This is a genomic window from Xanthomonas hydrangeae (assembly GCF_032697525.1).
GTDB classification, from domain to species: Bacteria; Pseudomonadota; Gammaproteobacteria; order Xanthomonadales; family Xanthomonadaceae; genus Xanthomonas; species Xanthomonas hydrangeae.
Genome location: NZ_CP103836.1, coordinates 1,311,567 through 1,324,054 on the forward strand (window position 1 = coordinate 1,311,567; position 12,488 = coordinate 1,324,054).

Below are 12,488 nucleotides of genomic sequence, written 5' to 3' on the forward strand. Positions count from 1 at the left end.
TATCGGGTCCTGGCGGGCGTGCATTATCAGTCAACACGGCCGCAACTGAGCTGGCCGCACGCCAGTGCACAGCATGCCAGCGGCACCGTGACGATGCCGGCCAGCGGTTGCCGCTTTCTCGGGGCAGGCCACACCGGCGTGGTGACATCGCAGATGTGGAGGGTGCGGACAATGCATGGATCAGGACTGCGCAGCAGCCTGACGGGTGAAGGCGACATAGGCATCCAGTTTGGCGCGCGCCGAGCCATCGGCCAGCACCGCACGCGCGCGCACCCCGCCGGCGGCGATGCTGTCGGTCACGCCGGCCACATACAGGGCCGCGCCGGCGTTGAGCGCCACGATGTCCAGCGCCGGGCCGGGCACGTTGTCCAGCACCTGCAGCAGCATCGTGCGCGATTGCGCGGCATCGGCCACCTTGAGGTTGCGGCTGGCCGACATGGCGATGCCGAAATCCTCCGGATGCACTTCGTATTCGCGCACCTGGCCATCGCGCAGCTCGCCGACCAAGGTGCCGGCACCGAGCGAGAGTTCGTCCATGCCATCGCGGCCCCACACCACCAGCGCGCGCTCGGCGCCGAGCTCCTGCAGCACGCGCGCCTGGATGCCGACCAGATCCGGATGGAACACGCCCATCAGGATGTTCGGCGAACCCGCCGGGTTGGTGAGCGGGCCGAGGATATTGAAGATGGTGCGCACGCCCATTTCGCGACGTACCGGAGCCACCATCTTCATGGCCGGGTGATGCACCGGTGCGTACATGAAGCCGATGCCGGTCTGCGCCAGCGAGGCGGCGACCTGTTCGGGCTGCAGTTCGATCACTGCGCCCAACGCCTCCAGCGCGTCGGCACTGCCGGACTTGGACGAGACGCTGCGGTTGCCGTGCTTGGCGACCTTGGCACCACCGGCGGCAGCCACGAACATCGCGCAGGTGGAGATGTTGAAGGTGTGCGAGCCATCGCCGCCGGTGCCGACGATATCCACCATGTGCTGGCGGTCGCTCACTTCCACGCGGCGCGAGAACTCGCGCATCACCGTGGCTGCACCGGCGATTTCGCCGATGGTCTCCTTCTTGACCCGCAGCCCGGTGAGGATGGCGGCAACCATCATGTCGGAGACCTCGCCGCGCATGATCTGCCGCATCAACTCGACCATTTCGTCGTGAAAGATCTCGCGGTGTTCGATGGTGCGTTGCAGGGCTTCTTGCGGCGTGATGGGCATGGGCGAGAGGACTGTGGAAAGCGTGGGAGAAGTACGAGAGGACTCTACTGTGGATCGATCAGGCGTGGAGAGACATGCCAGCGTCGGTGCAATGCCATGCAACGACGTTGCAGGCGACGCTCATTGGCCGGGACGCCGCATGCGGAAACGCGCCTGCGCCTGCACTTCGAAATAATCGGCGGCACCGCCGGCGCGCAGGATCGTCTGCACGGCAGCGGGATCGTAGATGCCGTCCTGCAGCGCCGCGTGCGCCAGATGCACACCCACCACTTCACCCAGTACCAGCCAGGTTTCGATGGTCTGCCCGCTTGCGCTCTGCAGCGGCAGCAACTGGCTGAGCCGACATTCGAAACTCACCGGGCTTGCCGCCACACGCGGCGCATCAATCAGGCGCGAAGCCGCCATCTGCAAGCCGGCCAGTGCGAACTCGTCCACCTCCGAGGGCACCATCGCCGCGCTGGCATTCATGGCCTCGGCCAACGGACGCGTGGCCAGGTTCCAGGTGAATTCGCCGGTGGCCTCGATATTGCGCAGGCTGTCCTTGCGACCGATGCTGGCAAAGCCGACGATCGGCGGCACGTAGTTAAAGGCGTTGAAGAAGCTGTACGGCGCCAGATTGGCGATGCCCTCGGCGCTGCGCGAACCGATCCAGCCGATCGGTCGTGGGCCGACGATGGCATTGAACGGATCGTGCGGTAGCCCGTGGCCCTGGCTTGGTTCGTAGAAGTGGACGTTGTCGCCAGTGGTGCTCATCGTGATCCGGATGCAGACGTTGAAGAAACGAAACGGCGAACCATCTCTGCCATGCAGGACAGATGATTGCGGGCATCGCATGCATGGGCAGCTGGTGTATCGACGTTGCTGAAGACTGCATCGACAACTGCTGTACAGGCGCGGGCGACGTGCGCTGTGCGCATTTCGCTCAGCGCTCCAGGAAGTTTTTCAGCAAGGTATGACCGTGCTGGGTCAGGATCGATTCGGGATGGAACTGCACGCCTTCGACCGGAAACTGGCGATGGCGCAGGCCCATGATCTCTTCCACCGAGCCATCCGGATTCTCGGTCCAGGCGGTGACTTCCAGCACTTCGGGCAAGGTGGTCTTGTCTACCACCAGCGAGTGATAGCGCGTGGCTTCGTAGCTGTCCGGCAGGCCGGCGAACACGCCCTTGCCCTGGTGGCGGATCGGCGAGGTCTTGCCATGCATGATGTTGCCGGCGCGGATCACATCGCCGCCATAGACCTGACCGATGCTCTGGTGGCCCAGACAGACGCCCAGGATCGGCGTGGTCTGGCCCAGCTGCTCGATCAGCTGCAGCGAGACACCGGCCTCGTTGGGCGTGCGCGGACCGGGCGAGATCACGATGCGCTCCGGCTTGAGCGCGGCGATCTGATCGACGCTCATCGCATCGTTGCGCACCACCGTGACCTCCGCGCCCAGGGCCTGCAGGTACTGCACGAGGTTGTAGGTGAAGCTGTCGTAGTTATCGAGCATGAGCAACATGTCAGGCCTATCTGATTGTTTTTAAACGGGATATACCCCGAAACCGTCCATTGATACCCGCCCTGACACCCTCGAACCTGTGTGGTACCCAAGCGACTGGGAAGCGAGCAACACCAAAGCATATCTTCGCACGGGCCCGCTGCTGCGTTCCCGGGCGATTCGCTTCCCCGCTCATAGGTGAGTTCCCGCCACGCGCCCAGCGCGGCAGGCAGCCGGCCTTGAATACGCCGATGCAGACCAGATCGTCACTCAAGCGCCGCCGTCTGACGCCCGCCTCCCAATGCACCTCCCTGCTTCGTGAAACCACCACGTCGCAGGGCGGCGCTGGGGCGACACAAGGTGTCAGGCCACCAATGCGAGCGCTGGTTTTCCATTGATGCTGCGTGAGCTGCTCTCGACACTCTCCACCAATGCGGTTGCTTGATCTTCGAGTGCACGGGCGGACGATGCCATGGTGTCAACCAGCACTGAATTCTGTTGCGTCGCTGCGTCCATCTGGGCAATGGTTTGATTGATCTGCTCGATCCCGGCACTTTGCTCGTGGCTGGCGGCCGCGATCTCACCCATGATGTCGTTGACTTGTTTCACCGACGCCAGCAGCTCCTCCATGGCTTTGCCCGCCACGTTGACCTGCTCCGCCCCCTGCCCCACCTTCGCACCGGAATCGGCGATCAGATCGCGAATCTCCTTTGCAGCCGTGGTGCAGCGCTGAGCGAGGCTGCGCACTTCGGAGGCCACCACCGCAAACCCACGCCCCTGCTCTCCCGCACGCGCCGCTTCCACGGCTGCATTCAAGGCGAGGATATTGGTCTGGAACGCGATGCCGTCGATGACGGTGATGATTTCCCCAATCTTCCGCGACGATGTCTGGATCGCTGACATCGTGCTGACGACACCATTGACCAATTGCCCACCACGCAGGGCCGTCTCTGCAGCGCTACTGGCAAGCGCATTGGCCTGGCGCGCGCCATCAGCATTCTTGCGCACGATGCTGGTCATCTCTTCCATGGAGCTTGCGGTCTCCTCGAGCGCGGCTGCCTGCTGCTCGGTGCGCCGCGACAGGTCATCGTTGCTGCGCACGATGTCTCCTGCCGCGTTGCTGAGTGTGTTTGCCACTTCGCCCAGCTGACGTCCGGCCTCCACATCCATCAACGCGCCCACCGCGCGCAGGGGGGTGCCGTCTGCCGCACGTTTGGTCAGGCCGCGTGCCCGGAACCATCGATACTGGCCGTTCTTGAGCTGCAGGCGGTACTCAATATCGAAGTTGGTGCGGCCACTGCGGTCGTTCAAATGGGCCGCGAAGGCGTTCAACGACCGTGTCTTGTCTTCCGGATGAAGCCGCGACGCCCAGCTGTCCAATACATTGGGAAATTCTTGCTCGGACTCAAAGCCCAGCAAGTGACGGAACTGCTGTGACCACCAGAACTCGTTGCTGGGATTGATCGGGTCACCCGCGATGACGCTCATGTCCCACAAGCCATCGCTCAGCATCTGCGAGCCGAGCTCAAAGCGCGTCAGTGTGATGTCGAGAAACTGCTCTCGGTCACGGCGCTCGGTGATGTCGGTGAGCGCACCCGCCACCCGAAGCGGCAAGCCTTGCGCGTCGCGCTCGGTGGTGCCGAACGCACGGAACCAGCGGTATTGCCCCGACTTCAGACGCAGGCGGTTCTCGACGTCATAAGGGGTCCGGCCACTGCTGTCCGCAAGATGCGCCGCGAAGGCGTCTAGCGTTGGCTGCTTGTCATCCGGGTGCAGGCAGGCAACCCAGCTGTCCAGCACATTCGGAAACTCCTGCTCGGAGGAGAAGCCCAACAGAGCACGCATCTGGGGCGACCACCACACCGGGCTGTCAGGATGCGTGGGGTCTCCATCGATGACGCCGATATCCCAAAGGCCGTCTGTGGTGCTGTTGGCAACCAGTTCAAAGCGTCCTTCCATTTGACGCAGTGCCGCCGCCGCATCAGCCGCCTGGATTTTCGCCAGGTCACGCTCCTGTTGGGCGGCACACAAGCGCTCTGCCATCTTCTTGAGAAGCAGGGCGGGACCGCTGCTCGGCCACTGCGCGGTGCCCCCCTGCAACGTGGCTTCAATCGCCTTGGTCAACGCCTCGACCTTGTGACCGTCGGAGAAAAACATGGCGACCTCTGCCGTTTGGTTAGGAACTGGCGCTAACGGCAGTGATCTGCATTTCTTGAGGCCAGAATTGGGTAAGGGCGATGCGGCTGCTCTGCCGTTCAGGTAAACCATCACCTTCCATGCAGCGCGTCGCTGTCACGGCATCAGCGAAAGATTGCGTGGGCCGTTCCATGGAGAAGCCTTACCCACCAGGCACAACGCCTGTCTTGGCCAGGGAATGCGTTGAAGCCGTCCGATCTTGCGCTGCCGCTCATCGGCGACATCGAGACGTTGATTCGTGCCGCTGCGCTGGCGCCAACACCATTTCGCATCCAACGATGCTGCCAGGTTGGCGGCAAGGCTACAAAGAGCGTGACGTCATCCGCCGTCGGCGCAACGCCGCGCGTTCGGTCATTCGATCCTCCTCTGCTCTTGTCCGGTGATTCCCATGCAGCTGTCGTTCCAACGCCCTGCGTCGTCCTCGATCGCGCTGTTGGCCGTGCTGGCAACCCTGACCGGCTGCGGCAAGCCGGACACACCAGCGCCGCCTGCACAGACCAAACCGGCGGCCACCCCTGCCGCCAGCGCCGGCATTGCCTGGCGCGAGGGCGACGTTGATGGCGCCTTCGCCGAGGCCAAGGCAAGCGGCAAGCGGCAAGCCGCTCATGCTGTATTGGGGCGCCGTCTGGTGCCCACCGTGCAACCAGCTTCAGGCCACCTTGTTCAAGGATCCCGCCTTTATTGAATTGACGCGCAAATTTGTGGCGGTGCATTTAAATGGGGACCTTGCAGATGCCCAGAAGTGGGGCGATCAATTCAACGTCAAGGCATATCCAACCATCATCGTGCTGCGCCCGGATCGCAGCCTGATCACACGCCTGGCCGGCTACAGCGACAATGCCCGCCTGGCCGACGCCTTGCAGGTGGCGGCCACACAGACCATGACCTTGGAGCAGTTGCTCGACCGGGCGTTGAAGACCCCGAAGGAATTGCGCGCAGACGACTGGACCTTGCTGGCCGGCTACGAGTGGTGGGGCATGGCGCGCGAGCCGTCGAAAACGCGCAGTGCAAGCGATGTGCTTGCGCATTTGGCCGCCTCGGCACCGCAGCCTGCGCTGCAGCGCAGGTTCGCGCTGCTGGCGCTGTCCATTGCAACAACGCCACCGGTTGCCAGCCCGGCGCACCTGGCATTGCTCAAGGCCGTTTTGGCCGATCCGTCGGAGGTGCGCGCAAACCGCACCGAGCTGAGTCGTTTTGCCCCACGCCTGGTGATGGCATCCACCAGCGACCCAGGCGAGCGCGCGGCGCTGTCCTTGGCGCTGAATCAGGCGCTGGACAAGGTTTATGCCGACGCCACCCTGCCGATCGTGGACCGGGTGATCACCGCCTCCACGCAGATCGAACTCGCTCGCCTGGCACAGGGCCAGACCCCGGACAGCAAGCCACAGACGCCACAACCGCCGCTGCCGGCAGCGGTGCTCGACACCGTTCGCCAGCGCGTGCAATGGGCGGTGCAGACGGCCAAGACCGATGAAGAACGACAGTCCGTCATCACCGGAGCCGCGGGGCTACTGGACGATACAGGCGATACCGCCGGTGCAGAACAACTGCTGCTGGGCGAACTGACACGTAGCAAGACGCCCTATCACTACATGCAGTTCCTCGCCGATCTGGCCGAAGAACGCAATGATCCCAAGACAGCGCTGACGTGGTTGAAAAAGTCCTACGAAGGTTCCCAAGGCCCGGTCATGCGCGTGGAGTCGGCGCTGCGGTATGCCAATGGGGTGATCCGGCTCAGCCCCCAGGACACCGCTGCCATCGAATCTGCCACTGCACAGGTGATCGGCGAGTTGGCAGGCCAGCCGGATCGATACGGTCGGCGTAACCTTCAAAACCTCAAGGCGCTTGGTACTTCGCTCAAGACCTGGAGCACGCAGCATCATCGGGAAGGCGGCGCGGTGCTGGCGCGGCTGCAGCAGAAAATGCAGGCCAGTTGCGACAGCAAGAACACCAGCGGGTGCAGCAGCTGGCTGAGCTGAAAGGAAAACGCCCGGCCGAATGGCCGGGCGTTATGTAATGTGCATCGATTGGACCTCAACCGACCAGCTTCACAACCTCATCCCCAAATCGCTGCCTGAGCTGGCTGGGCTGCTTGCCCGAACCAGGCCGCGTCTCAAGTGTGGTTGCCGCTGCGCGCACGACGGTGTCTTCGGTTAGGCGAAGATACACCCAACAGCAGGCACATTTCATCCGCACAACGACTGACATATTCCGTTGGGGAATGATCATTTCGCAACTGAAGCGTTGCGCGTCTCCGGCTTGATGGCATTTTCGAGTCACTGACGACGATGACACATGCCACACCAGGTGGCCATGAATGCCAGGGCACGCCTGAGCACTTCGATTGCACGCTGAGTAATTCGCACTGTATTTGCCCGGACCGTTGATGACGGCACGTGCGCCAGACCGTGTCTGCGTGTCGCACGTGGAGCGCGTTGTCGCGTCGATCGACGCGTCGCCACCAGCGACCCCGGCGCTGCAATCGAGGCTGGCAACGCCATGCGTCCGTCGAACGATGTGCCGGCCGTCAACGCCGCACGTCAGCAGCCTTGCAAGCCCGGGCGGCAGCACGCCGCCTTTCCCACCACAGCGAGGACATGCCGTGACGAAGATCCCTTCAGCCAGTGCTTCCCAGCCAGCGCGATCGACGAATGCAGAGTTTGTGATCGAAATGCCACCGCTACAGCAGCGCAACCAGACGCCGACACCTGCGGCGGACCCTGCACTGTCGCGCCTGGCTCCCAGACCGTCCCGACGACGCGACAACCCGGAACGCAACACAGAATCTGGCAGCCCTGCCGACAGAAACCAGCACACCGGTGAGAGCCCACTGCTGCATGCCGCGGACGCGTCGATCCTGCACGACGAAGAGAGCAGCAGCGAGCGCTTCCACAGCACCAGAAATTTCCTGGAACCATCCGATACGCCTCCAATCTTTCACGAACAACCTGCCCCGCCGGTGCACACATCTGCAACGACCACCCCACCTGCGGCAGCAGCCAGCACAAGCACAACCGCCGAGCGTCTGGGCGCGCTGGCTGCATCGATCGGAACCGGCGCAGCGCGTGGCGTACGCACCGTCCTCGGACCGACCGCCGCCGCAGTGGCGGCTGCAGCGCGCGGCGTCCTACCGATCAGTGTCGACAAGCAATACCTGGGCGCTGCGCTGGGGCATCTGGTGCACCAGGCCAGCTCGGTGGGACCGACCACCTTCGCGCGCGAGTTGCTGGGCGAAGGGTTGTTTGCCGTTCTTCGCCAGCTTCCGCCCGAAGCGGTCGTCGCCATGCAGGCAGTCTCCGGCACGCTGCAGATGGCGCTGCATACGCTGCGAAGCAACCGCGAGAACCGCAATCCAGATGCGGCTGCGCGAGGCTTCCACAATCTCAGTCTCGAACAGTGGGATGCATTGTCCGACGACGAACGCAATCACAAGAAAACCGAGCAGCAACATTACTCGGATCTGGTCACCCGCCTCGCGCTGGGCGGCATCGTGAGCAACATCGCCGTGGGTGCGGCCGGCAAATCAGCGGGCCAACCGGAGATGGCGGCCAGGCTGCTGGCCAGCGATCTGAAGATCGCCGCCTATGCCGCAGCGCGCGACACCATCCAGGCAACATTCAAGATGGTGGGCATGCGCGACCCCAACCGCTCCAATGGCGGCATCAGCGATCCGCATATCACCAGCGCCGGCAGGTTTTACGGCATGGCCAACGTCCTGACCAATCTGGCATCCAACGAGCTGGCATCGCCGGACTTTGCAGCGGCCCGGCAGCGCTGGGCCGGCCTGCACTCGCCTTTCACCCAAGGCGAGGCGACCAGCGTCATCTTGCGTCAATCGGCGGTAAACACCGCCTTGAATGTCGGCCTGGAGACGCTGGACTGGATCAACGTCACCCAGCACGAAGCCGACGAAGCCGGGACGCAGCAGATATGGGAACCCGAGTGGAAGGGCAAGCGCGAGGATTATGAGCGGGTCATGGATCATTCGGTCGCACGCACGGCCGCCATCAATTCCAATATCGCGCTTGGTACCGCCATCAACATGATTGGCGCGTGGCTCGGGTTGTCGCCCACACGCAGCGGATTGCTCTCCAATACGGTGTCCGGCGTGGTCGCCGGCATGCAATACAAGACCATCGGCGCCACCTGGCAAGCCGAGGCGGCCGTTCGCGCAGCCGAGGCGCCTCGCTCGCAGGTTGAGTAAGCACAGCGATCAAAACCACCGCGCCCGCCACCAGGCGGGCGCGGCTGGCTTGATGCCATGTGCTACACCACACGCGCTTCCGCGATCACAGCAGCGTTACTCGGCAACCACGCCGCGCTTGGTCAGAATCGCGTGGATGGCATGCGCATATTTATCGCGCTCGGCGGGCGTTTCGGAATGATAGGCGCCCACGGCGGCCCAGGTATTTCCATATTTATTGGTCATCTCGCGCAGCCGCCAGGCGGCGACATACACGCTGACGCACGGCTGCATCAACGCGTCCCTGGAGATGCCGTAACTGGAAAGACGCCGCAGATGGATCGAATTGATCTGCATCTTTCCATAATCGATCGTGCCGTTGTTGTTGCGATGGATCGCGTCGGCACGGCCACGTGATTCCTGCCATGCAATGGCACGCAGCACCCATGGATTGACATGTTGATAGCCGGCGGCTTCTTCAAAACAGTCTGCGCGTGCGAGCGGCGCGGCGCACAGCAACGCCGCCGCAATCAACACGCGTCGCCGAGGGGCGGCAGCATGCCTGGGCTTGAGCGCGCACCTCCATCGCGCGCCTACGCGCATGTTTTTCGAAAGCGTGGCACAACACAGTTGACGCCAGACATCCGTGCCGTGCACAGACGCACACGTGGTCGGCGTATCGGTCTCTTTCATGTCTGTCACCTGATCATCGTTCATTCCAGCAACGTAGCGGAGTGGACGCACACCCCCGGTTGGTCCGACGCTCCGCTCGAGCGCGACACCATAACGGTGCTGTGCATCCGCATGCACACGCTGGACGAAGCGTCTATGACGCAAACGAAATCACAACACGCAGCGTTGCAAAACAGATGTTTTCCAGGGTTTTCCCTGCGTTTTCCGCAGTCACGTTCGCAAGCAAAAGCGCACCTTCGCGTCCTGGCAGATGCACCGCCATTGCCTCTTCTACTTTGCGCTCGGGGCAGTGCAGCGTCCCCGTTGCGATCTTGCCGTTGCAGCTTTCCGGCAATCCGCGATGTATCCAGTTCAACCACATGAGACGGGAATCACCATGGACTCTATCGGAAACAACTTTTCCAATTTCAGCAACCTGCAGACGATGGGCATCGGGCCCCAGCAACACGAGAACTCCGGTCAGCAATCGCCTTCGGCTGGCTCCGAGCAGCAGCTGGATCAGTTGCTCGCCATGTTCATCATGATGATGCTGCAACAGAGCCAGGGCAGCGATGCCAATCAGGAGTGTGGCGACGAACAACCGCAGAACGGTCAACAGGAAGGCCTGAGTCCGTTGACGCAGATGCTGATGCAGATCGTGATGCAGCTGATGCAGAACCAGGGCGGCGCCGGCATGGGCGGTGGCGGTTCGGTCAACAGCAGCCTGGGCGGCAACAGCGTGGGTGGCGGTTTCAACGCCAACCTGTCGAGCATCACCGGCCAGGCCTGATTGGCAATGCGTGCAGGCTGCCGCGCCACGCGGCAGCCTGCACGTTGTCACAGCGTCGGCTACACCCCGAAGCGTTGCTCAGGGCGAGACGATATGCGGGGTCAGCAAGAACAACCGCTGCAGCCGCGAGCCGCTCTTTTGGCGATGCTTGAACAGGTTGCCGACCAGTGGAATCTTGGACAGCCCGGGGACCTTGTTCAGATCGGTCTGATCGGTATCCTGGGCATACCCGGCGATCAGCAGGCTCTGGCCCTCGTTGACGAACGCCTGCGTGGTGATCTCGCTGGAGGTGATGACGGGAATGCCATCAACGGTATTGGCGCCCAACTGCCCGTCTTCGATACGCACATCCAGGCGCATCTGTCCGTTTGGCGAGCCCGGCACCACACTCGGCAATACGCGTAGCGACACACCTGCAGACAGGTTGTAGAGGTCTGCGGCTGCGTAACCGCTGACACGCACGAATGCCTGCTGCTTGTGATCCATCACCGCTTCCACGTTGTCCAGCGTCGCCACCTGCGGGGTGGACACGATCTTGGCCTTGTCGGTCTGCTCGAGCGCCGAGACGCGCGTCATCAGGTAACGCCCTGCGTCGCCAAGGACAGCGGTCAACGTCCCGCCCAACGGCGCCGTTGCACCCGCTGCTGCGGCACCGCTCAAGCTGCCATCGTAGCCAAGCTGGGCACCACGCCCGTCGCCGGTCTGCACATCCACACGCCGGCTGTGGAACCGCCAGTCCACGCCGAGATCCTGCATGGCACCGTCGCGGATCTCGATGATGGTGGCATCGATCTGCAGCAGCTTGGGGCGGTTGTCGAGCTGCTGGATCAAGGTGCCATAGGCGGCCATGCGCTCGGGGCGGTCGCGGATGAGAATGGCATTGGTGCGCGGGTCGGCTTCGATCACCGGCGCGTCGGAAGCCTGCTCGCCGCCGCTGCCGGCGTCCACCGCCAGCGGCGCATCGCGGCGGGCCTGGCTCATCTCCGGCCACACGCTGGCCGGCGCATTGGCGCCACTGCCCGGCAACGGCGGGCTGACCGGCACGCGATCGGACGGCGACGCACCGCCGAACCACGACGCAGGCAATCCGAGAATACCGGTGTTGCCGCCACCGCCATTCTGACCCTGGCCACTGTTGCCGAAGGTGTTGGACGAGCCACCGCCGATCGGTTGCACCCGCCCGAAATTCGCGCCCGGCCCGGGCAGCGCCGCCGTGGGCGCGCCACGCACGCCGTACATGCTGCGCAACAGGCTGGCCATTCCCGGTACCTGGACGTCCTGCCCACCGATGCGGGTGCTGTGATCGGCCGCCTGCGCATAATGCAGCTGAAATACCTGCACTTCGGTGGCATCGCGTTGGCGTGCGCCCTGCTCGACCTGCTTGGCGATCGCGGTGACGGTATCCACATAACCCGGCGGGCCGGACACCACCGCCACGTGCGCCGCCTCGTCGTAACGGACCGGAAAGCGCGGATCGTCCAGCCGCATGCGCGCAAGCGCATCGCGCAGCGCACTGGTCGACGCGGCGCCCAGATTCAAGGTTGCATTCTTGGTTTCGTTGGCGCCCCAGATCCTGAGCACGGCGCCGTCGTAATACCAGACGAAGCCGAATGTCGCAGACAGATCGTCGAGGAATTTCTGCGGGCTGGCCTCGAACTTGCCACTGAGCGTGCCGGTCACTTCCGGTGAAATCCAGGTGGTGATGGATTGACTGGCGGACAGGTCGCGCAGCACTTCCTTGAGATCCTTGTGGTCGGCGACGTATTTGAAGCTGCGCGAATGCCACGGCACCTGCGCAGCATCGGCATGCGGCGGCAGCAGCGGCAGCAGGCTCAATAGCAACGCGGCGGCCAATGGCGCACGTCGATGGCGGTGAACTGGAGGACAGGCGTATGCCATGGCGTTCCCTCTGCGAGGCAAGTGAAAGAAGTCGATAGGGCGACGCTTGA

General features: G+C 63.4%; 9 protein-coding genes and 1 pseudogene. 3 read left to right on the forward strand and 7 right to left on the reverse strand.

Features of this window, described 5'->3' with window-relative positions; genetic code table 11:
* Positions 1–180 precede the first annotated feature (180 nt).
* The 4 genes from trpD to NYR97_RS05315 all read right to left on the reverse strand — a co-directional run bounded on the left by trpD (position 181) and on the right by NYR97_RS05315 (position 4,855).
* The gene (gene trpD / locus NYR97_RS05300; RefSeq protein WP_316696984.1) at positions 181–1,218 is read right to left on the reverse strand and encodes an anthranilate phosphoribosyltransferase; all 1,038 of its coding nucleotides are present in this window, start codon (positions 1,216–1,218) and stop codon (positions 181–183) included.
* A gap of 120 nt (positions 1,219–1,338) precedes the next feature.
* The gene (locus tag NYR97_RS05305) at positions 1,339–1,971 is read right to left on the reverse strand and encodes a flavin reductase family protein (RefSeq protein ID WP_316696985.1); all 633 of its coding nucleotides are present in this window, start codon (positions 1,969–1,971) and stop codon (positions 1,339–1,341) included.
* A 169-nt stretch (positions 1,972–2,140) separates the two neighbouring features.
* A complete protein-coding gene (locus NYR97_RS05310; RefSeq protein WP_316696986.1) occupies positions 2,141–2,719 on the reverse strand; it encodes an anthranilate synthase component II in 579 nt (192 codons plus the stop codon).
* A 342-nt stretch (positions 2,720–3,061) separates the two neighbouring features.
* Positions 3,062–4,855: a methyl-accepting chemotaxis protein gene (locus NYR97_RS05315; RefSeq protein WP_316696987.1), complete on the reverse strand. Its 1,794-nt coding sequence runs from the start codon at positions 4,853–4,855 to the stop codon at positions 3,062–3,064.
* A 427-nt stretch (positions 4,856–5,282) separates the two neighbouring features.
* On the opposite strand from NYR97_RS05315, the pseudogene NYR97_RS05320 reads away from it, so the two are divergent.
* Positions 5,283–6,873: pseudogene (locus NYR97_RS05320) on the forward strand (thioredoxin family protein).
* 980 nt (positions 6,874–7,853) lie between these two features.
* A complete protein-coding gene (locus tag NYR97_RS05325; RefSeq protein WP_316696988.1) occupies positions 7,854–9,098 on the forward strand; it encodes a hypothetical protein in 1,245 nt (414 codons plus the stop codon).
* A 96-nt stretch (positions 9,099–9,194) separates the two neighbouring features.
* Here NYR97_RS05325 and NYR97_RS05330 read toward each other — a convergent pair whose 3' ends face one another.
* Together NYR97_RS05330 and NYR97_RS05335 are read right to left on the reverse strand one after the other, a co-directional pair.
* Positions 9,195–9,770, reverse strand: a complete 576-nt coding sequence (locus NYR97_RS05330; protein WP_316698045.1) for a lytic transglycosylase domain-containing protein — start codon at positions 9,768–9,770, stop codon at positions 9,195–9,197.
* Between the two features lie 133 nt (positions 9,771–9,903).
* Positions 9,904–10,131 carry a hypothetical protein gene (locus NYR97_RS05335; protein WP_316696989.1) on the reverse strand — a complete coding sequence of 76 codons (228 nt, stop codon included), beginning with the start codon at positions 10,129–10,131 and terminating at the stop codon, positions 9,904–9,906.
* Positions 10,132–10,146: 15 nt separating this feature from the next.
* Here NYR97_RS05335 and xopA point away from each other — a divergent pair, with 15 nt between their 5' ends.
* A complete protein-coding gene (gene xopA, locus NYR97_RS05340; RefSeq protein ID WP_316696990.1) occupies positions 10,147–10,539 on the forward strand; it encodes a XopA/Hpa1 family type III secretion system protein in 393 nt (130 codons plus the stop codon).
* A 78-nt stretch (positions 10,540–10,617) separates the two neighbouring features.
* On the opposite strand, the gene sctC is transcribed toward xopA, so the two are convergent.
* Entirely contained in the window at positions 10,618–12,438 is a 1,821-nt protein-coding gene (gene sctC, locus NYR97_RS05345; RefSeq protein ID WP_205393528.1) for a type III secretion system outer membrane ring subunit SctC, read from the reverse strand.
* Positions 12,439–12,488: the final 50 nt, after the last annotated feature.

Coding starts and splice junctions, on each gene's coding strand:
- NYR97_RS05305 (WP_316696985.1), bottom strand. CDS start 1,971: ATGAGCACCACTGGCGACAACGTCCACTTCTACGAACCAAGCCAGGGC.
- trpD (WP_316696984.1), bottom strand. CDS start 1,218: ATGCCCATCACGCCGCAAGAAGCCCTGCAACGCACCATCGAACACCGC.
- NYR97_RS05335 (WP_316696989.1), bottom strand. CDS start 10,131: ATGTGGTTGAACTGGATACATCGCGGATTGCCGGAAAGCTGCAACGGC.
- NYR97_RS05330 (WP_316698045.1), bottom strand. CDS start 9,770: ATGAAAGAGACCGATACGCCGACCACGTGTGCGTCTGTGCACGGCACG.
- NYR97_RS05315 (WP_316696987.1), bottom strand. CDS start 4,855: ATGTTTTTCTCCGACGGTCACAAGGTCGAGGCGTTGACCAAGGCGATT.
- sctC (WP_205393528.1), bottom strand. CDS start 12,438: ATGGCATACGCCTGTCCTCCAGTTCACCGCCATCGACGTGCGCCATTG.
- xopA (WP_316696990.1), top strand. CDS start 10,147: ATGGACTCTATCGGAAACAACTTTTCCAATTTCAGCAACCTGCAGACG.
- NYR97_RS05310 (WP_316696986.1), bottom strand. CDS start 2,719: ATGTTGCTCATGCTCGATAACTACGACAGCTTCACCTACAACCTCGTG.